Origin of the sequence: Buttiauxella noackiae ATCC 51607 (assembly GCF_001654865.1) — a bacterium.
GTDB lineage: Bacteria > Pseudomonadota > Gammaproteobacteria > Enterobacterales > Enterobacteriaceae > Buttiauxella > Buttiauxella noackiae.
This window is the reverse complement of sequence record NZ_LXEO01000008.1, coordinates 110,427-129,608: the sequence shown is the minus strand read 5'-3', so window position 1 is coordinate 129,608 and position 19,182 is coordinate 110,427. Positions and strand designations below refer to the sequence as shown.

The 19,182-nt window shown below is 50.7% G+C and carries 17 protein-coding genes; 11 read left to right on the top strand and 6 right to left on the bottom strand.

The window, feature by feature from the left end; genetic code table 11:
* Positions 1-3: 3 nt before the first annotated feature.
* Entirely contained in the window at positions 4-324 is a 321-nt protein-coding gene (gene clpS, locus M979_RS02945) for an ATP-dependent Clp protease adapter ClpS (RefSeq protein ID WP_034456405.1), read from the bottom strand.
* Positions 325-647: 323 nt separating this feature from the next.
* Here clpS and cspD point away from each other — a divergent pair, with 323 nt between their 5' ends.
* Entirely contained in the window at positions 648-872 is a 225-nt protein-coding gene (gene cspD / locus M979_RS02940; protein WP_034456407.1) for a cold shock-like protein CspD, read from the top strand.
* Positions 873-961: 89 nt separating this feature from the next.
* Here the strand turns inward: cspD and macB are convergent, their stop codons facing one another.
* Entirely contained in the window at positions 962-2,908 is a 1,947-nt protein-coding gene (gene macB, locus M979_RS02935; RefSeq protein ID WP_064553643.1) for a macrolide ABC transporter ATP-binding protein/permease MacB, read from the bottom strand.
* The gene (gene macA, locus M979_RS02930; RefSeq protein ID WP_064553641.1) at positions 2,905-4,020 is read right to left on the bottom strand and encodes a macrolide transporter subunit MacA; all 1,116 of its coding nucleotides are present in this window, start codon (positions 4,018-4,020) and stop codon (positions 2,905-2,907) included. Before macA ends, macB begins: the two co-directional genes overlap by 4 nt.
* A gap of 141 nt (positions 4,021-4,161) precedes the next feature.
* Between macA and M979_RS02925 the strand changes: the two genes are divergently transcribed.
* Positions 4,162-5,109, top strand: coding sequence for a VirK/YbjX family protein (locus M979_RS02925; RefSeq protein WP_064553772.1), 948 nt, complete (start codon positions 4,162-4,164; stop codon positions 5,107-5,109).
* Positions 5,110-5,121: 12 nt separating this feature from the next.
* Here M979_RS02925 and M979_RS02920 read toward each other — a convergent pair whose 3' ends face one another.
* Positions 5,122-6,777: an ATP-dependent endonuclease gene (locus M979_RS02920; RefSeq protein ID WP_034456412.1), complete on the bottom strand. Its 1,656-nt coding sequence runs from the start codon at positions 6,775-6,777 to the stop codon at positions 5,122-5,124.
* Between the two features lie 475 nt (positions 6,778-7,252).
* Here M979_RS02920 and aqpZ point away from each other — a divergent pair, with 475 nt between their 5' ends.
* The 8 genes from aqpZ to M979_RS02880 all read left to right on the top strand — a co-directional run bounded on the left by aqpZ (position 7,253) and on the right by M979_RS02880 (position 17,222).
* On the top strand, positions 7,253-7,948 hold the full coding sequence (gene aqpZ / locus M979_RS02915) for an aquaporin Z (RefSeq protein WP_034456414.1): 696 nt from the start codon (positions 7,253-7,255) through the stop codon (positions 7,946-7,948).
* A 170-nt stretch (positions 7,949-8,118) separates the two neighbouring features.
* On the top strand, positions 8,119-9,018 hold the full coding sequence (locus M979_RS02910; protein ID WP_064553639.1) for a LysO family transporter: 900 nt from the start codon (positions 8,119-8,121) through the stop codon (positions 9,016-9,018).
* A gap of 143 nt (positions 9,019-9,161) precedes the next feature.
* A complete protein-coding gene (gene hcp / locus M979_RS02905; RefSeq protein WP_064553637.1) occupies positions 9,162-10,814 on the top strand; it encodes a hydroxylamine reductase in 1,653 nt (550 codons plus the stop codon).
* 9 nt (positions 10,815-10,823) lie between these two features.
* Positions 10,824-11,792, top strand: coding sequence for an NADH oxidoreductase (gene hcr / locus M979_RS02900; RefSeq protein WP_064553635.1), 969 nt, complete (start codon positions 10,824-10,826; stop codon positions 11,790-11,792).
* A gap of 104 nt (positions 11,793-11,896) precedes the next feature.
* Positions 11,897-13,618, top strand: a complete 1,722-nt coding sequence (poxB, locus tag M979_RS02895) for a ubiquinone-dependent pyruvate dehydrogenase (protein ID WP_034456419.1) — start codon at positions 11,897-11,899, stop codon at positions 13,616-13,618.
* Between the two features lie 37 nt (positions 13,619-13,655).
* A complete protein-coding gene (gene ltaE, locus M979_RS02890; protein WP_064553633.1) occupies positions 13,656-14,657 on the top strand; it encodes a low-specificity L-threonine aldolase in 1,002 nt (333 codons plus the stop codon).
* A gap of 16 nt (positions 14,658-14,673) precedes the next feature.
* On the top strand, positions 14,674-16,122 hold the full coding sequence (locus tag M979_RS02885) for an SDR family oxidoreductase (RefSeq protein WP_064553631.1): 1,449 nt from the start codon (positions 14,674-14,676) through the stop codon (positions 16,120-16,122).
* 92 nt (positions 16,123-16,214) lie between these two features.
* Complete coding sequence (locus tag M979_RS02880; protein ID WP_034457205.1) at positions 16,215-17,222, top strand: NAD-dependent epimerase/dehydratase family protein; 1,008 nt, start codon at positions 16,215-16,217, stop codon at positions 17,220-17,222.
* 58 nt (positions 17,223-17,280) lie between these two features.
* Here M979_RS02880 and M979_RS02875 read toward each other — a convergent pair whose 3' ends face one another.
* Entirely contained in the window at positions 17,281-18,126 is an 846-nt protein-coding gene (locus tag M979_RS02875) for an N-acetylmuramoyl-L-alanine amidase (protein ID WP_064553629.1), read from the bottom strand.
* Positions 18,123-18,446 carry a heavy metal-binding domain-containing protein gene (locus tag M979_RS02870; protein ID WP_034456425.1) on the bottom strand — a complete coding sequence of 108 codons (324 nt, stop codon included), beginning with the start codon at positions 18,444-18,446 and terminating at the stop codon, positions 18,123-18,125. Before M979_RS02870 ends, M979_RS02875 begins: the two co-directional genes overlap by 4 nt.
* 108 nt (positions 18,447-18,554) lie before the next feature.
* On the opposite strand from M979_RS02870, the gene M979_RS02865 reads away from it, so the two are divergent.
* Positions 18,555-19,082, top strand: coding sequence for a lipoprotein (locus M979_RS02865; RefSeq protein ID WP_064553627.1), 528 nt, complete (start codon positions 18,555-18,557; stop codon positions 19,080-19,082).
* Positions 19,083-19,182 lie beyond the last annotated feature (100 nt).

Genomic DNA, 19,182 nt, shown 5'->3' with positions numbered 1-19,182 from the left:
TCTTCAGGCTTTTTCTAGCGTACACAGCAGCGGATGCTCATGCTCCCTTGCATACTGGTTCACTAACGCGACTTTGGTTTCTGCTACTTCTGCAGTAAAAATGCCACAGATAGCTTTACCCTGATAGTGCACAGTGAGCATCAATTGCGTTGCACGTTCTACATCATAAGAAAAGAACTTTTGCAGCACGTCAATAACAAATTCCATCGGCGTGTAGTCATCGTTCATTAACATAACTTTATACATCGATGGTGGTTTCAGCGCTTCGCGCAGTTTGTCACCCACCAGCTGGTCGAAATCCAACCAATCGTTCGTCTTACCCATTGCAAATTGTCATCATGTTTAATCGCCCATTGTCATTAAGGCGAAGCCCATAGGTTGAGTGTAATACGCTTTTAGTTAACGTGACTCATCGTGTTTAAAAGGGACAGCAATTGACAATAGAGAGCTCTGTCACATTAATCACAATAGCGTTAACTGCTTCAAATTTTTGATTCATTTTCAATCGATCACCCCCGTGCAACGCTTGACGACATGGTTAAATTATCTACATTGTACAAGCGTGAGTTGGCGAGGTTTTGAACAGCCCGCCCTCACCCACCGGTTCATTCCATCTCACTTATAAGATTTTCGAAGGATGTAGAAGCATGGAGACGGGTACAGTTAAATGGTTCAATAACGCCAAAGGGTTCGGTTTTATCTGCCCTGAAGGCGGCGGCGAAGATATCTTCGCTCATTACTCCACCATTCAGATGGATGGTTACAGAACGCTTAAAGCCGGGCAAACAGTCAGGTTTGATGTACATCAGGGGCCAAAAGGCAATCACGCTAGCTTGATTGTGCCTCTGGAGCTCGAAGCTGCGGTCGCCTGACCCTTTGTTTCATTGTGTACATCCCTAAATCAAAATGCCAGCTTGTACGCTGGCATTTTTATAACCAAACGTAATACCAAAGATGAAAATTATTCACGCGCCAGCGCATCAATCGGGTTCAATCTTGCGGCATTTCTCGCCGGCAACCAGCCAAAAATAATTCCCGTCGCAGTCGAACAAGCAAATGCGGTTAACAACGCCATGGGTGAAAAACCGATTTCCCAGCCCGGCAAAACCAGTTGCAATGTGAAGGCAATAAGCAGAGATAGCGAGATCCCCAACGCACCGCCAACCAGACACACCAGCACCGCCTCAATCAGAAACTGCTGCAATACATCGCTTGCCCTGGCGCCAACTGCCATGCGAATACCGATCTCTTTAGTACGCTCCGTTACTGACACCAGCATGATGTTCATCACGCCAATCCCACCCACCAACAACGAAATTACCGCCACCAAAGTCAGGAACATCTGAAGAGTACGTGTGGTCTTTTCCGCCGTTTTCAACAGGCCATCCATGTTGTAGGTGAAGAAATCTTTCTTACCATGGCGTAACTGCAACAAGCGATTGAGCTGTTGTTCGGCCTCGTGGCTATTGTAGCCTTCTTTGACACGCACCGTGATGGAATTCAGCCAGCTTTGCCCCATAACGCGCCCAGCCATAGTGTTATACGGCAGCCAGACACGCAGAATTTTACTGCTGCCAAACATCGACTGCTTCTCCTGCGCCACACCAATCACTGTTGCGGGCATATTCCCCACTAATATAATTTCGCCAACAACTTTGGCTTTATCAGGAAATAGCTGGCGTTTGGTGTTTCTATCAAGCACGACAACCTGCGCACGCCCTGCCAACTGTTCTTCATTAAAGGTATTACCTTCGCTAAAAGTCATGCCATAGACGTTAAAATATTGGCTACTGACACCGTTCACGCTGGCGGCAGCATCAACGTTGCCATAGCGTAAGCGTAAGTTGCTCGAAAGAGCAGGCGTGGCGGAACTGACCCATGGTTGTTGGCTGATGGCTGCCAGGTCGTCGTATTTCAGCGCTTGCTGATACTGTGGATCATCATCACCAAAATCTTTACCGGGATAGATATCAATCGTATTGGTACCTATCGAGCGAATATCCTGTAACACCATCTGTTTTGCCGCATCACCGACGATGACAATCGATACCACAGAAGCTATACCGATAATAATCCCAAGCATGGTCAACAGCGTGCGCATTTTATTCGCCGCCAACGCAAGCCAGGCCATGGTAAATGCTTCGCGGAAACTACTGAGTGTTTGCTGAAATGCCGAGTAAGTCGGCTGGATTTTCACTTCTTTCGGCACACCGGGTTGCTGCGCCAGTGAAGGCGGGTTACTGATAATTTCGCCGTCACGAATTTCAATAACACGCTGCGCCTGAGCCGCAATACTCGGGTCGTGGGTCACGATGATGACCGTATGCCCCTGCTCGCACAGTTGTTTGAGCGTCGCCATCACCTCTTCACCAGAGTGACTATCCAGCGCGCCGGTTGGTTCATCAGCAAGAATCACCTGGCCGCCATTCATCAACGCTCGGGCAATACTGACGCGCTGCTGCTGGCCACCGGAAAGCTGCGAAGGGAGATAATCAACACGGTCTGTCAGCCCGAGGCGCATCAGCAATGCACGCGCACGTTGCTGGCGATAAACCCGTGCCGTACCTGCATACACCGCGGGTACTTCGACGTTTTGCGTCGCATTCAGGTGTGAAAGCAAATGGTAGCGCTGGAAGATAAAACCAAAGTGCTCACGCCGCAGCGTGGCGAGTGCGTCACTATCGAGCAGAGCGATATCCTGCCCGGCAACTTTGTAACTGCCACTGCTGGGTTTATCGAGGCAGCCAAGAATATTCATCAGCGTGGATTTGCCAGAGCCTGACGCCCCGACAATCGCCACCATCTCACCCGCTTCAATAGCGATATTGATGCCTTTAAGCACTTCAACTTGTTCGTCTCCCGACGGATAGCTACGGCGAATATCCCGTAGCTCAAGCAGTGCTGTCATGGTGCACTCCCGGCAGTGCTTTTCCCAATCACTACTTCTTCGCCTTCGGTGAGGCCTGTAGCAACTTGCGCCTGAGTGTCATTACGCATACCGATGGTAATTTCACGGTCGCGAGTTTCACCGTTGCGTAAAACCGAAACTTTATAACGGTTATCACCAACCGGCTCACCCAGAGCTGCAAGCGGTATGGTTAACACATCTTTCACACCACCGAGTTGAATATGCACCTGTGCGGTCATTTCCAGACGCAGCACACCTTTCGGGTTCGGGACTTCAAAACGTGCGTTATAAAATATCGCGTCGTTAACTTTAACCGGCGTGGGCAAAATATCGATTAACACACCTTCATAGCGCGTCAACGGATCGCCAAGCACCGTAAACCATGCTTTTTGGCCGGGCTTCAGGTGAATGACGTCCGCTTCAGAAACTTGGGCTTTCACCAGCATCGTGCTGAGATCGGCAAGCGTCAGAATGTTCGGCGCTTGCTGAGCCGCAATTACCGTCTGGCCTTGTTTAGTGGTGATTTCAGTGACTTCACCGGCCATCGGTGCCACGATCTGCGTGTAATCAAGGTTAGTTTTTGCGGTGTCTAATGAAGCCTGATTACGTTTGATTTGTGCATCAATGGTGCCGATTTGTGCCTGCCTGACTTCCAGATCGGTTACGGCAGTATCCAGATCCTGTTGCGAAACAGCCTGCGTTTTTGCCAGCGCCCGTTGGCGATTTAACGTCACCTGCGCAAGTTTTGCCTGCGCTACAGCCTGGCGTCGCTGCGCTCGCAACTCCATCAGCGTAGCCTCAACTTCTTTGATCTGGTTTTGCGCCTGTTCGGGATCGATAACCCCCAACAGCTGATCTTTTTTCACTTTATCGCCAATATTCACCGACAGCGTTTTTAGCTGCCCGCTGACCTGCGCACCCACGTCAACTTTACGCAACGCATCCAGCTTGCCGGTCGCCAGCACGCTTTGTTGCAGCTCGCCTTTGCGCACAATCATGGTCTGATAAACCGGCGCTGGCGCGTTGAGAAATTGCCAAAGCCAGACGCCCAACAGCAGAATCAACAGGCCCAGAAGCCAATAACGTTTTTTTATTTTTCCCTTGAGTCTCATAGGTATCCTGCAAACAAACTGGCTAATTAAATAAAGTCTCAACAAAAATAGCGAGCCTTCGGTTCTCCGGCCGCTGATTGAACATTCATTGAACTTATGGGTGGTGAAATTACATCATTCTTTATCAATCAGGTTTCAATCATGTCGCCAATTACCGTAGACGAACTTATTTCAGCACCGCAACTCAGTGGCTGGCAGCTGTTTCTTTGTCTGGCAAAGGGACAATGGACGCCTGGCAGCGCGTGGAAAAACCCGTCTTACCGGCGCAAGTTTGTCCTGCGATCGCTCGTTAACCCGTTGGCTACGGCGCACTTACTAAGCGATTTATCCCATCAGCCCTGGCTTGAAAAGCTACTTAGCGTGCAGCCTGGTTTACCCTGTCGCATCCATCGCCCTTATTTAACAACGAATTTTAACCGCAAGGCGGTGGTGAATGCATTGTCTTTCCACTACAACGAGCTGACCCATGCTCTGCCTGTAACCCTACTACAGCAGCACTTTTCAGAAAAAGGGGCGCTCCTGGCAACCATAACGGGTAAAGATGAATGCTTCTACTACCTGAATTTTTGCGCCATCGCCAATCTCGACAAAGAAGGTGAAGCGACATTGACGTTCACCCGTCAGGACGGGATTGCGCTTGCTGGATTAACCTTCACTTTGTGCCAGTATCAGGGCCAAAAGACACTTTTTATCGGCGGATTGCAGGGAGCCCAAAGCGACGTGCCCCATGAATATATCCAGGTCGCCACGAAAGCCTGTCACGGATTGTTCCCAAAACGCCTGGTTCTTGAAGCTGCCTGCCAACTGGCACGCCATTTGGAAGCGAAAAGAATCCTTGCGGTCAGCAATAGCTCGCATATCTATCGCTCGTGGCGTTACGCGAAAAAGAAGAAAGATAAAATCCATGCCGATTACGATAGCTTCTGGCAATCGATGAGTGGTGAGTTATTACCAGAAGGTTTCTTTAATATGCCTTTGAGCGTGGCTCGCAAACCCCTTGAGGATATCGCCAGCAAAAAACGCGCTGAGTATCGCCGCCGCTACAGTTTACTCGACGAGATGATGGCGCAAATTGAGCAGCAGTTTTAAGCAACTGCCGGGCTAATCAGCCCGGCCACGCGCAAGCCAAAGCACCCGTGAGAACATTTTACGTAGCAATGACGGCACTGACTCAACACCACGCCTACCCGCCTCCATCGCAACTTCAATTGCCAGGTCGGGTTTAGAAGAACGATGAATAGCTTTTACAATCACGCGCCGCATATTCATCGGCACATTTTCGGGAAGTTGCGCCACGCGATGGAAAACATCAGCAAACCCCTGGCGATACATGAAATGCTCCATGTCCATCGCAGGTAGCGTCGTCAGATGATCGCGCTCCTGGTCACGATCATTTTCCAGAATGCCACGCACCACGGAGGCATATTTTTTACCGGCTTCATCACCATCAACCAATACATGCCATTCAATGCCCATACGCCGCGCAAACTTAATTAGTGGCCGCAGGCCGGACTGCGCAAACTCGATGACTTTCACCCCTTCGGCATCGAAATGGTGCCCGCACTGGCGCGCCAGTTCGTTCATCACCCACACCTCCGTTTCCCCCTCGACTAACAACCAGCAGCGAGCAAACAGCGATGAGGCCCGATTGAAACGGATATGAAATGCGATACGACGACTGTCTTCGGCATTCATCCCGCCAGGGCCGAGCCGCCAGGCGGCAACTTTTGAGGATTCACGCACCAGACGACAGACATTCTCAACGGGCGTGAGTGATAACAGTTCACCAGAATTGGTGGTGGTGATTTTTTGTAGCGGCAGCAGATTTAATAAATGCCAGGCCACTGACAGCATAATGGGATGCAGACGTGTTTCAGGATCTTCCACCAGCAACAGCGGGCGGGCATCTTTATCAAGCGCCACGCTTCCTTTTGCTTGCAGAAGTGTTGAAAACATTCCCAATAAGATCATGCGATGAGCACGACTATTGGGTTTATCTATCATACGGTTGATGACATCCAGATAACGCCAGCTACGTTGCTCATCATGCGAACGGCGTCGTAACAAACGCTGATGGGCCGTAGCACCTTGCTCTGAAAAATAGTGTTCAAGCAATTGCACCATAGCCGAAAGCCCCTGGCGCAACTGTGCATCGGTGAGATTTTGCGGACGAGACACCAGTTCACGAGCAAGGAAATCAAGCTGGCGGGCCGTCATTTCAGTTTCTGGCATTACCGGGATGCTGTCGTTGCGTAGGCGGCGCATAAATCGCGCGTCACGCAAGCGTAACACGGGGTTGAGACGGATAATTTGCCTGGCAAGCGTATCAATATCATCAAGCTCAACGGAGTGGCCGTTGTTATCAAGGAAGCTGCGTAGCGTCAGAATCGAACCATCTGCTGCAAGCTCACCGACCAGACGATACATGATGCGATGGAAACCATCATTCCCTTCGGCCCAAACAGGCTCCAGTGAGCGGTAACGCCGCCCGAGATGGTGGCCAGGTGCTGTTTCCCGAAAGGTCAGCACAATGTGTAAATGGTGTTCCCGGCCTTGAAGGTCTCCCGGAGGAAAATAGAAATCATCACGACTGAAGTGATAGAGAGTTTCATGCGGTGACAACAACAAAGTGAGCGCATCCAGCAGGCTGGATTTACCCCATGCGTTTTCGCCAATCAACACGTTATTTTGCTCAAGCATTAACGATAGACGGTTAATACCCCTGAATCCGACAATCTCTACACGCTCGAGAAACATAATCCCTCCAGATTGGTTAATGCTTTCCTTTAGCTTCCGCATCTGACTGTATAGCTCGAGTATATACTCTTCATACTCGAGGCGGCAGGTTAGCTTCGTGCGTTATTTATCGTGTAGCAGGCGGCGATGACCTTTTCCATATTTCTTTTATTTAATACTAAAAGGATTAATTCTTCGCTTAATTCTCTGTTGTTTCACAGCAATGTCATAAAGTGCTTTTAATCTAAGACAACTCTTATTTCTTGAAAAACTCTTCTATACTTCCACCGTGTTACCTTTGAAAGGAATGCCATCTCATTGCCCTACATCAAATTTTTAGGATTTAATAGGGTAGTTCTGAATTACAGAACTCATTAATATCACTGCTCTTTTATTATTAACGTTACATCACTACTGGTTGTAACAAACAATAATCGGGTAGGTGCGGTTATTTGCCTCGCCCGTGATTCATCTTTATGAAATTGCAGAGGTGGTTATGTTCAGGAAATTAGCGGCAGAATTCTTTGGCACATTCTGGTTGGTATTCGGTGGTTGTGGGAGTGCGGTACTGGCTGCGGCATATCCTGAATTGGGGATTGGTTTTGTCGGTGTGGCATTAGCATTTGGTTTAACCGTATTAACTATGGCTTATGCAGTAGGTCATATTTCTGGCGGCCACTTTAACCCAGCAGTCACTTTGGGCTTGTGGGCTGGCGGTCGTTTCCCGGCTAAAGATGTTATTGGCTATATTGTGGCGCAAGTCATTGGCGGTATTGTTGCAGCCGGTATTCTTTATTTGGTTGCCAGCGGTAAAAGTGGCTTTGATGCAGCGGCAAGCGGTTTTGCCTCCAATGGCTATGGCGAACATTCACCAGACCATTATTCCATGCTGTCAGCAATCATTATTGAAATTGTTTTGACTTGTGGCTTCTTGATTGTGATTCATGGCGCAACTGATAAGTTTGCACCAGCGGGCTTTGCACCTATCGCTATTGGCCTTGCGTTAACTTTGATTCACCTGATTAGTATTCCAGTCACCAATACCTCTGTGAACCCGGCACGTAGTACTGCCGTTGCTATCTTCCAGGGCGGTTGGGCATTACAACAATTGTGGCTGTTCTGGGTGATGCCAATCATTGGCGGTATCCTGGGTGGCGTTATCTACCGGACATTGCTGGAAAAACGTAACTGATTTGATTCCAGGGTCACCGGCTGCAATTTGGCTGGTGGCGCTGTATTTACCTGCCCTGCCCCAAATCCTAAACCTGCATAAAAATCCTTTTTTTTCGTAGCTTTACTCATTCTCTTTCTTTGGGTAGTGTGACATACGTCGTTACTTCTATCGCAAGGATTTTCCGCACCATGTTTTCGGGATTGTTAATTATCTTAGTGCCGCTGATTATCGGTTATCTGATTCCTCTGAAACAAACCAGTCTGTTAAAGCTCATTAATCGCCTATTGAGCTGGATTGTGTATGTCATTTTATTTTTCATGGGCATCAGCCTCGCATTTCTCGATAACCTGGCAAGTAACCTGCTAGCAATCCTTCATTACGCCGCGGTCACCGTTGTGGTGTTATTGCTCTGCAATGCTGCTGCACTGCTTTGGCTTGAGCGTTCCATTCCATGGCGACACAATCATGAACAAGAAAAACTCCCTTCACGAATTGCGATGGCGCTGGAATCACTAAAACTATGTTTCGTGGTGGTAGCGGGTTTTCTGCTTGGCCTGACTGGCTGGACAATTCTGCATCACGCGACCGACGCCAGCGAATACACACTGATATTCCTGTTGCTGCTGGTAGGTATCCAACTGCGTAATAGCGGTATGACGTTAAAGCAGATTGTACTTAATCGGCGCGGGATGATCGTGGCAGTTGTCGTGGCACTCAGCTCACTTGCTGGTGGTGTTATAAATGCCTTTATTCTCGACCTGCCGATTAAGACAGGTTTAGCGATGGCATCAGGATTCGGCTGGTATTCACTGTCGGGTATTTTGATGACGGAATCCTACGGGCCAGTCATTGGCAGTGCGGCATTCTTTAACGATCTGGCGCGCGAGCTCATTGCCATCATGTTAATTCCCGGATTGGTACGCCGTAGCCGCTCAACCGCTCTCGGCTTGTCTGGCGCAACGTCAATGGACTTTACCCTTCCTGTGCTGCAACGCAGCGGTGGGCTGGAAATTGTTCCGGCGGCGATTGTTCACGGGTTCATTCTCAGCTTGCTGACACCTCTGCTAATGGCATTTTTCGCTTCCTGATACCTCGTTGGCGGTAGGCTCCTGCCGCCAAAATTGCGCTATATCAATATCCATTTAAGTTGCATAAAAAATCTCTTTTCCCCGCGCGACACTGAGCATAACCTTAAACATGTATATTAAATATAACTTTAAAAGGTACGATCATGTTTTGTGTGCAATGTGAACAAACAATCCGCACCCCAGCGGGCAACGGCTGCTCTTACGCGCAGGGTATGTGTGGCAAAACTGCCGAAACTTCAGATCTCCAGGATCTGCTGATTGCTTCGCTGCAAGGGCTGTCTGCATGGGCCATTGCCGCACGTGAAGTTGGCATTATCGACCATGAAGTTGATAGCTTTGCGCCACGCGCTTTCTTCTCTACTTTGACCAACGTTAACTTCGACTCCCCGCGCATCGTCGGTTACGCGCAGGAAGCAATCGCCCTGCGTGAAAGCTTGAAAGCTCGCGCCCTGGCAGTTAACGCCGACATTACTGTGGCTAACCCAATGGCCGATCTGCAATTGGTCAGCAATGATTTAGGCGACCTGCAACGTCAGGCTGGTGAATTCGCGCCAAACCGCGACAAAGCAGAAATTGGTGAAGATATTCTTGGCCTGCGTCTGCTGTGCCTGTACGGCCTGAAAGGCGCTGCGGCGTACATGGAACACGCACACGTTCTGGGTCAGTACGACAACGACGTCTACGCTCAATACCACAAAATTATGGCATGGCTGGGTACCTGGCCTGCAGACATGGGCGCACTGCTTGAGTGCTCCATGGAAATCGGCCAGATGAACTTCAAAGTGATGAGCATTCTGGATCACGGCGAAACCGAGAAATACGGTCACCCAACTCCGACCCAGGTTAACGTGCGTCCAGTTGCGGGCAAATGTGTATTGATTTCCGGTCACGACCTTAAAGATCTGTTCCACCTGCTGGAACAAACCGAAGGGACAGGCGTAAATGTCTACACCCACGGTGAAATGCTGCCAGCACACGGCTATCCAGAACTGCGTAAATTCAAACACCTGGTCGGTAACTACGGCAGCGGCTGGCAGAACCAACAGACCGAGTTCGCACGTTTCCCTGGTCCAATAGTGATGACTTCAAACTGCATCATCAACCCAGAAGTGGGTTCTTATGCAGACCGTATCTGGACGCGCAGCATTGTTGGCTGGCCGGGCGTTAGCCACCTCGAAGGCGATGATTTCACATCAGTCATCACCCAGGCGCAGCAAATGGCAGGCTTCCCGTACAGCGAAATCGAACACCTGATCACCGTAGGTTTCGGTCGTCAGACTCTGCTGGGCGCAGCTGACACCCTGATTGACCTGGTAAGCCGTGAAAAACTGCGTCACATCTTCCTGGTTGGCGGCTGTGATGGCGAACGCGGTGAGCGTAGCTACTTCACTGATTTCGCGACCAGCGTTCCAGAAGATTGCCTGATCCTGACTCTGGCTTGTGGTAAATACCGCTTCAACAAACTGGACTTCGGCAACATCGAAGGTCTGCCACGTTTGGTCGATGCAGGTCAATGTAACGACTCTTACTCTGCAATCATTTTGGCCGTGACTCTTGCCGAGAAACTCGGTTGTGGCGTAAACGACCTGCCGCTGAGCCTGGTTCTGTCCTGGTTTGAGCAGAAAGCGATTGTTGTTCTGCTGACCCTGCTGTCTCTGGGCGTGACCAATATCGTGACAGGCCCAACTGCACCAGGTTTCCTGACACCAAATCTGCTGGCTATCCTCAACGAGAAATTTGGCCTGCGCGCCATCACCACCGTTGAAGAAGACATCAAACAGCTGATGGGTGCATAAGGAGAAACCATGACTATGCCAACGCCAATGTGCCCGTATCGTATGCAGGTACATCATATTCATCAGGAAACGCCGGATGTCTGGACGCTGTCGTTAATCAATCACGACTTCTATCCATACAAAGCTGGGCAGTATGCACTGGTGAGTATTCGTAACAGTGATGAAACGCTGCGCGCGTACACAATTTCTTCCACCCCGGGAATCAGCCCGTTCGTTACGCTGACTATCCGTCGTATCGAGAATGGCGTTGGTTCTGGTTGGTTGACCAATGAAGTAAAAGTCGGCGATTACCTGTGGCTGTCTGAAGGCCAGGGGGAATTCACTTGCGAAAATCTGACAACGGACCGCTATTTGTTGATGGCGGCAGGTTGTGGCGTAACACCGATTATGTCGATGCGCCGCTGGCTGGCAAAACACCGCCCACAGGCTGATGTTCAGGTGATTTTCAACGTGCGCTCACCGGAAGATGTCATCTTTGCCGAAGAGTGGCGCGACTACCCGGTCACGCTGGTTGCTGAAAACAATGCAACGCACGGTTTCATTGCTGGCCGCCTGAGTCGCCAGATTCTTGAAGCCGTTCCGGATATTGCTTCTCGCACCGTGATGACTTGCGGCCCGGCTCCGTACATGGAGATGGTGGAAAAAGAAGTGAAAGCGCTCGGTGTTACCGATTTCTATCACGAAAAATTCTTCACTCCTGTCGCGGCACCAGTAAATAGCGGTTTGAAATTTACCACACTGAAACCTATGCGTGAGTTCTATGCCCCGGTAGGTAGCACTCTGCTGGCAGCGATGGAAAGCAATAGCGTTCCGGTCAATGCTGCGTGCCGTGCAGGTGTATGTGGTAGTTGCAAAACCAAAATTGAATCCGGGGATTACACCGTAAGCAGCACGATGACACTGACCGAAGCAGAAATCGCGAACGGCTATGTGCTGGCTTGTTCGTGCCACCCGCAAGGGGATTTGGTTCTCGCTTGATCTAAAACATGCCGCCCAGTTCCTGGGTGGCACTTTCTGCCCTCCTCCTCTCATTTCATTGACTAAGCTTGTTTACGATAACTGAATCGTGACAAGGAAAATCGATGAAACAGACAGTAGCCGCTTATCTGGCAAAAACCCTCGAAAGTGCTGGAGTAAAACGAATTTGGGGTGTCACTGGCGATTCCCTGAATGGGCTAAGTGACAGCCTCAACCGGATGGGCACCATTCAATGGATGCCGACACGTCATGAAGAAGTAGCCGCTTTTGCCGCGGGTGCTGAAGCCCATCTTTCTGGTGAACTGGCGGTGTGCGCAGGTTCATGTGGACCGGGAAATCTCCATTTAATTAACGGTTTATTCGATTGCCACCGTAACCGCGTGCCGGTGCTGGCGATTGCCGCTCATATTCCTTCCAGCGAAATCGGTAGCGGTTATTTTCAGGAGACGCACCCCGAAGAGTTGTTCCGCGAATGCAGCCATTATTGTGAGCTGGTGTCATCCCCGGAACAAATTCCCCAGGTTCTTGCGATTGCAATGCGTAAAGCGGTATTAAACAGAGGCGTTTCGGTCGTCGTTTTACCCGGTGACGTGGCGCTTAAACCCGCTCCGGAAACCGCCAGCACGCACTGGTATCCCGCACCACAGCCAGTGATTATTCCACCGCACGACGAGCTGAAAAAACTGGCACAGCTATTACGTTACAATGACAATATCGCGCTCATGTGCGGCAGCGGTTGTGCTGGCGCGCATGAAGAACTGGTGCAGTTTGCCGCCACGCTTAAAGCGCCGATTGTTCACGCGTTACGTGGTAAAGAACACATTGAATACGATAATCCTTATGATGTTGGCATGACCGGACTAATTGGTTTTTCGTCGGGCTTCCATACCATGATGAACGCCGACACGCTGATCCTGCTCGGCACCCAATTCCCCTATCGCGCCTTCTACCCGACCGATGCGAAGATCATTCAGATTGATATCAACCCCGGCAGCATCGGCGCGCACAGTAAAGTGGATATGGCACTGGTCGGCGATATCAAAGCGACACTTGCGGCGCTCATTCCACTTCTTGAAGAAAAAACCGACCGCAGTTTCCTCGATAAAGCGCTGGATAATTACCGTGAAGCCCGAGAAAGCCTGGACGAACTGGCTAAGCCCGGCGATAGCGACGTTATTCATCCGCAATATGTCGCGCAGCAAATTAGCCAGTACGCTGATGAAGATGCCATTTTCACCTGTGACGTCGGTACACCTACCGTTTGGGCTGCTCGATATCTGAAAATGAACGGCAAACGCAGACTGATTGGTTCGTTTACCCATGGTTCTATGGCCAACGCCATGCCACAAGCACTGGGCGCAAAAGCGACCGCACCAGAGCGGCAGGTTATCGCCATGTGCGGTGACGGTGGCTTCAGTATGCTGATGGGGGATTTTCTTTCCGTCGTTCAGATGAAGCTGCCGATCAAAATTGTGGTGTTTAACAACAGCGTACTGGGCTTTGTGGCAATGGAAATGAAAGCCGGTGGCTACCTGACAGACGGCACAGAATTACACGATACCAACTTTGCCAATATCGCCACCGCATGCGGCATCACGGGTATTCGAGTGGAAAAAGCTGCCGACCTTGATAGCGCTCTGCAACGCGCGATGAGCATCAACGGCCCGGTGTTAGTTGACGTTGTGGTCGCTAAAGATGAGTTAGCCATTCCGCCGCAAATCAAGCTGGAACAGGCCAAAGGGTTCAGCCTGTATATGCTGCGCGCCATCATCAGCGGACGTGGCGATGAGGTTATCGAACTGGCGAAAACCAACTGGTTCCGGTAAAACAGAGGTTTATTATGGATAAAAACAAGGATTCACCGTGATTGATTTGCGCAGCGACACCGTAACCCGCCCGGGCGATGAAATGCTCAAACGTATGATGGCCGCACCAACCGGCGACGACGTTTACGGTGATGACCCAACGGTCAACGAACTCCAGGATTACGCCGCTAAAATCAGCGGCAAAGAAGCAGCGCTGTTTCTGCCAACCGGCACCCAGGCAAACCTGGTGGCGCTGCTGAGTCATTGCGAGCGCGGCGAAGAGTATATTGTCGGGCAACTTGCCCACAACTATCTCTACGAAGCAGGCGGTGCCGCGGTTTTAGGCAGTATTCAGCCGCAGCCAATTGATGCAAACCCAGACGGTTCGCTCCCGCTCGATAAAGTGGCCGCGAAAATCAAACCTGACGATATCCACTTTGCGCGCACCAAATTACTTAGCCTTGAAAACACTCATAACGGCAAAGTTTTACCGCGTGAGTATTTGAAGCAGGCCTGGGAATTTAGCCGCAATCACAACCTGGCTTTGCATGTTGACGGCGCGCGTATTTTTAACGCCGTCGTGGAGTATGGCTGCACACTTGAAGAAGTCGTGCGTTACTGCGATACCTTCACGATTTGCCTCTCTAAAGGACTGGGGACGCCTGTCGGTTCACTGTTAGTCGGCAGCCACGAGTACATCAAACGTGCGACACGCTGGCGTAAAATGGTCGGCGGCGGTATGCGCCAGGCCGGTATTCTGGCAGCAGCAGGTTTATACGCACTTCAGAATAACGTCCAGCGTCTCAAAGAAGACCACGACAACGCCCATTGGCTGGCTGGTGAATTGCGTGAAATCGGTGTTGATGTCTCTCGTCAGGACACCAATATGGTGTTTGTACGCGTGCCGGTTGAACAAGCGGAAAGCCTCGGTAAATTCATGAAAGAACGTGGTGTTTTGATGAGTGCAGGCCCGGTAACTCGCCTGGTGATTCACCTTGATGTGAACCGTGAACAGTTGGCCGAGGTGGTTTCTCACTGGCAGACTTTTTTACAGCGCTAAACAGAGGTCACGGACGATGACACAGCCACAAAACATTCTGGTGCTCGGTGCCAGCGGCTATATAGGCCAACATCTGGTGCCAAAGCTTGCCGCTGCCGGGCATCATGTTACTGCTGCCGCAAGGCGTGTAGAGTGGCTGGAAAAGCAACCCTGGCCTGGTGTCATTTGCCGACATGTTGATTTACAGTGGCCGGGAACGCTTCCCGCATTGCTGGAAAACATCGATACACTTTACTACCTGGTACATAGCATGGGTGACGGTGCTGATTTCGTTGCCCATGAACGCCAGGCTGCACTCAATTTACGTGATGCGCTACGAGAACATCCTGTAAAACAGCTAATCTTTCTGAGTTCACTGCAAGCCGCTGAAGGTGACGGTGATTCCGCACACCTTCGTGCTCGCCAACTCACCGCCGATATTCTGCGTGATGCCGGGGTTCCGGTCACTGAGGTTCGGGCTGGTATTATTGTCGGCGCAGGTTCTGCCGCTTTCGAAGTCATGCGCGATATGGTTTATAACCTACCAGTACTCACCCCTCCACGCTGGGTACGCTCACGCACCACACCAATCGCCCTCGAAAATTTGCTGCATTATTTAACTGAATTGCTCAATCATCCATCACAGGAAAATCGTGTTTTCGAAGCCGCGGGCCCGGAAGTACTGAGCTATCAGCAGCAGTTCGAGCGCTTTATGGCAATTAGCGGTAAACGTCGCCCTCTTATCCCCATTCCGTTGCCGACCAGTTGGATCTCAGTATGGTTCCTGAACATGATCACTTCGGTGCCACCAACGATTGCCAAAGCGCTGATCCAGGGGTTGAAGCACGATCTGCTTGCCGACGATCGTGACCTTCGCAGGTTGATCCCGCAAAAACTTCTCACTTTTGACGATGCTGTGCGCGCAACGCTTGAAGATGAACACAAACTCGCGAATTCACAGGACTGGGGTTATGACGCCCAGGCATTTGCCCGTTGGAGACCAGAGTATGGCTACTTCCCAAAACAGGCAGGTTGCACGCTAAAAACGAGCGCTGAGCTGGCAGATTTGTGGCAGGTCGTTAATCAGATAGGTGGGAAAGAGGGATATTTCTTCGGCAATATTTTGTGGAAAACCCGTGGCTATATGGATCTGTTGGTCGGTCACAGGCTGGCAAAAGGACGTCCGGAGCGGGAGATGCTCGAAGTCGGCGACCTCGTCGATAGTTGGAAAGTGATTATTGTTGAGCCGCAAAAAGAGCTGACGCTGTTATTTGGTATGAAAGCACCAGGGCTGGGGCGACTTTCTTTCACGCTACGTGACCACGGTGAGTATCGAACCCTGGATGTTCGCGCCTGGTGGCACCCCCATGGAACCGCAGGTTTATTCTACTGGTTGATGATGATCCCCGCGCATCTGTTCATTTTTCGGGGTATGGCCCGCCGGATTTGCCAACTTTCCGAACATTTGTCACATAAAGTCTGTTAACTCCTCCTAATCTTTGGCTTTCCCCATTGCAAGCGCTGCCATTTCACGGAAAAATGCGCAGCGTAAATCTCAATTATCATGAGTTGGTCGACATGAAGGTACTGGTAACGGGCGCCACCAGCGGTTTAGGCCGAAACGCGGTCGAATTTCTTCGCGCAAAAGGCATCAGCGTTCGGGCAACTGGTCGTAATGAGGCCATGGGTAAACTGCTGGAAAAAATGGGTGCAGAGTTTGTTCATGCAGACCTGACAGATCTGGTTTCTTCACAAGCCAAATTGATGCTGGCCGATGTAGATACGCTCTGGCACTGTTCAAGCTTCACCTCTCCGTGGGGAACTCAGGAAGCCTTTGATCTCGCTAACGTCCGCGCCACTCGCCGTTTGGGTGAATGGGCCGTTGCCTGGGGCGTGCGCAACTTCGTGCATATCTCCTCGCCGTCGCTCTATTTTGATTACCATCACCATCGCAATATCAGTGAAGAGTTTCGTCCGGTGCGTTTTGCTAACGAATTTGCTCGAAGCAAAGCCGCCAGCGAAGAAGTGATTCAACTGTTAGCGCAGTCAAACCCGCATACACGTTTCACGATTCTGCGCCCGCAAAGCTTATTTGGCCCACATGATAAAGTCTTTTTCCCACGCCTGGTGCAGATGATGCGCCACTATGGCAGCGTGCTGTTGCCACGCGGTGGCGAGGCGATGGTGGATATGACTTATATCGAAAATGCGGTGCATGCGATGTGGCTTGCCACACAGTGCGAAACGCAGCCATCAGGCCGGGCATACAACATCACTAATATGGAAGCTCGCCCGCTACGCGTTATCGTGCAGAAATTGATTGATGAGTTAGAGATCAAATGCCGGATTCGTTCTGTGCCCTACCCTATGCTGGATGTGATTGCCCGCAGCATGGAACGCCTGGGTAGCAAATCAGCAAAAGAACCGGTGCTGACTCACTATGGTGTGTCTAAGCTGAATTTTGATTTAACGCTGGATACAACTCGTGCGGAAACAGAGTTAGGTTACCAGCCGATTGTCACACTTGATGAAGGCATTCGACGCACAGCCCTTTGGTTACGTGACCACGGAACGCTGCACCGCTAATCAGACCCGCATCCTTCAAACCGCAGGGGTGTTAACTGCAGTTTGAAGGATGGCACGTTTACCCCTGCCCGTATTTCTCCAGCAATGCTTCTGCGATGGCTTCAGTTTGCGCATCCGGCAGGCCCGAATATTCTTTTGGCCGGAAGTGCATCTGGAAAGCCTGAATCACTCTTTTTTGCTGCTCCGACGACATTTCAGGTGTTACCTGATAGCCATAACGAGATAGCAAATCGAGCAGACCTCGCTTATCTACAGGCTGGTATGGGCCTCGACCATTCAGATAAAAGGCCACTCTGTTGGCGTCCGGCCAGGCACCCACGCCCTGTTGCGCCAGTTGCTGCCACGGGAATAGTGGGCCAGGATCAACTTTACGCTGCGGGGCAATATCCGCATGCGCTACCACATTTTGCGGCTGGATTTGATAACGCGCGATGATCACTTTCGCCAATTTCTCCAGCACCGAGATCTGCGCCGGGTTGAACGGATAAAACTGCTTTACGCGGCCCTGCCGCGTAAAACCTTTATTCTCAAGCTCAATACCAATCGACGTATCGTTAATTCGCGTCGCGCCACGCCAGAAGCTCACCCCGGCATGCCAGGCTAACTCACTCTCAGGCACCAGTTGCCAGATAACCGGTTTACCGCTGGAAGTCGGTGGTGTATCGGGGATCAAGTAGTGGGAACTGACATTTTGTTCAGTCAACGTGGATAACGAACCGGCAAAGTCATCTGCCGTGTAGTGAATAACCAACACTTTCACACGTGGCCAGGCAGCTCGCGCAGTGTGGCTGGTGTCGACTTTAAAATCGCCTTTGTCGACAACGGTTTTTTCAGCAACTTCAGGCTTGCTGGCACACCCAGCAAGCAAAAGCGTGATTAAAAATGCAGCCAGATGACCTTTCATCGACGCGTTTTCACCGCGGTGCCGGTGACGCTCACCATCAACATGCTGCCATCTTTGCCCACCGTTTCGTAGTCGATATCAATACCCACCACAGCGTTAGCACCCAGGCTTTCCGCCTGCTCCTGCAATTCTCTAAACGCTATCTCACGCGCTTTGCGCAGCTCTTTTTCATAGGCACCAGAACGGCCACCAACGATATCGCGAACGCCAGCAAAAAAATCACGGAAAATATTGGCACCCAGAATCGCCTCCCCAGTCACCACGCCACAATATTCCGTGATGCTCTGCCCTTCAAGGGTAGGGGTTGTTGTAAATTGCATAAGCTTCTCCTCTCTTTGTATCAACATCTTAGCGCACAAACCCGCCACGCATTTTGACAGCGATACGCTATGCTAAGTTAGTCCTCCTGAGAAGATAAGGAAATAAAAATGCGCAGCTCAGTTTTGGTTCTTCTTCCGTGCGCGATGTTACTCACGGCTTGTACCACCAGTGTCCCTCCCGCTTTTAAAGATATTGGCACTCGCAGCGGCCCTTGCATTGATGGTGGCCCGGATAGCGTGGCGCAACAGTTTTACGATTACCAAATAAACCATAAAACGCAGGGCAGCAGTGCGATTACCGGCTTACGTCCTTATATGAGTGACGCGTTGGCACAGCAAATGCAAAAAGCCAGCACGTCACCGAACGCGCAGAATGAGTTTATGCGAAGCAATATGTTTACCAGCAATGCCGATGGCGCCGACAGTGCAGAAGTAGCCTCCGCATCAACCATTCTTAATAATGATGCGCGCAATATTCCGCTGCGTGTAAAACTCACGAAAGGTAGTCAGAGCTGGCAGGACGAAGTGCTGATGATTCGTGAAGGCCAATGTTGGGCTGTCGATGACGTGCGTTACTTAGGCGAGAACAGCCATGCGCCTTCAGGAAGCCTGCGTCAGGCGATAGAAACAAACTAATATTTACATTATCCATCAGGCGGGAAAGGTAACCCTTGTAAATAGTCTGGAATTTTTGAATAACTCCGACATTTATTCTTACCTCCCTCCCGCCCCGCTA

What these genes read in the sequence shown, in the direction of transcription:
- clpS (WP_034456405.1), bottom strand. Translation starts at nt 324, where the DNA reads ATGGGTAAGACGAACGATTGGTTGGATTTCGACCAGCTGGTGGGTGAC.
- cspD (WP_034456407.1), top strand. Translation starts at nt 648, where the DNA reads ATGGAGACGGGTACAGTTAAATGGTTCAATAACGCCAAAGGGTTCGGT.
- macB (WP_064553643.1), bottom strand. Translation starts at nt 2,908, where the DNA reads ATGACAGCACTGCTTGAGCTACGGGATATTCGCCGTAGCTATCCGTCG.
- macA (WP_064553641.1), bottom strand. Translation starts at nt 4,020, where the DNA reads ATGAGACTCAAGGGAAAAATAAAAAAACGTTATTGGCTTCTGGGCCTG.
- M979_RS02925 (WP_064553772.1), top strand. Translation starts at nt 4,162, where the DNA reads ATGTCGCCAATTACCGTAGACGAACTTATTTCAGCACCGCAACTCAGT.
- M979_RS02920 (WP_034456412.1), bottom strand. Translation starts at nt 6,777, where the DNA reads ATGTTTCTCGAGCGTGTAGAGATTGTCGGATTCAGGGGTATTAACCGT.
- aqpZ (WP_034456414.1), top strand. Translation starts at nt 7,253, where the DNA reads ATGTTCAGGAAATTAGCGGCAGAATTCTTTGGCACATTCTGGTTGGTA.
- M979_RS02910 (WP_064553639.1), top strand. Translation starts at nt 8,119, where the DNA reads ATGTTTTCGGGATTGTTAATTATCTTAGTGCCGCTGATTATCGGTTAT.
- hcp (WP_064553637.1), top strand. Translation starts at nt 9,162, where the DNA reads ATGTTTTGTGTGCAATGTGAACAAACAATCCGCACCCCAGCGGGCAAC.
- hcr (WP_064553635.1), top strand. Translation starts at nt 10,824, where the DNA reads ATGACTATGCCAACGCCAATGTGCCCGTATCGTATGCAGGTACATCAT.
- poxB (WP_034456419.1), top strand. Translation starts at nt 11,897, where the DNA reads ATGAAACAGACAGTAGCCGCTTATCTGGCAAAAACCCTCGAAAGTGCT.
- M979_RS02885 (WP_064553631.1), top strand. Translation starts at nt 14,674, where the DNA reads ATGACACAGCCACAAAACATTCTGGTGCTCGGTGCCAGCGGCTATATA.
- M979_RS02880 (WP_034457205.1), top strand. Translation starts at nt 16,215, where the DNA reads ATGAAGGTACTGGTAACGGGCGCCACCAGCGGTTTAGGCCGAAACGCG.
- M979_RS02875 (WP_064553629.1), bottom strand. Translation starts at nt 18,126, where the DNA reads ATGAAAGGTCATCTGGCTGCATTTTTAATCACGCTTTTGCTTGCTGGG.
- M979_RS02870 (WP_034456425.1), bottom strand. Translation starts at nt 18,446, where the DNA reads ATGCAATTTACAACAACCCCTACCCTTGAAGGGCAGAGCATCACGGAA.
- M979_RS02865 (WP_064553627.1), top strand. Translation starts at nt 18,555, where the DNA reads ATGCGCAGCTCAGTTTTGGTTCTTCTTCCGTGCGCGATGTTACTCACG.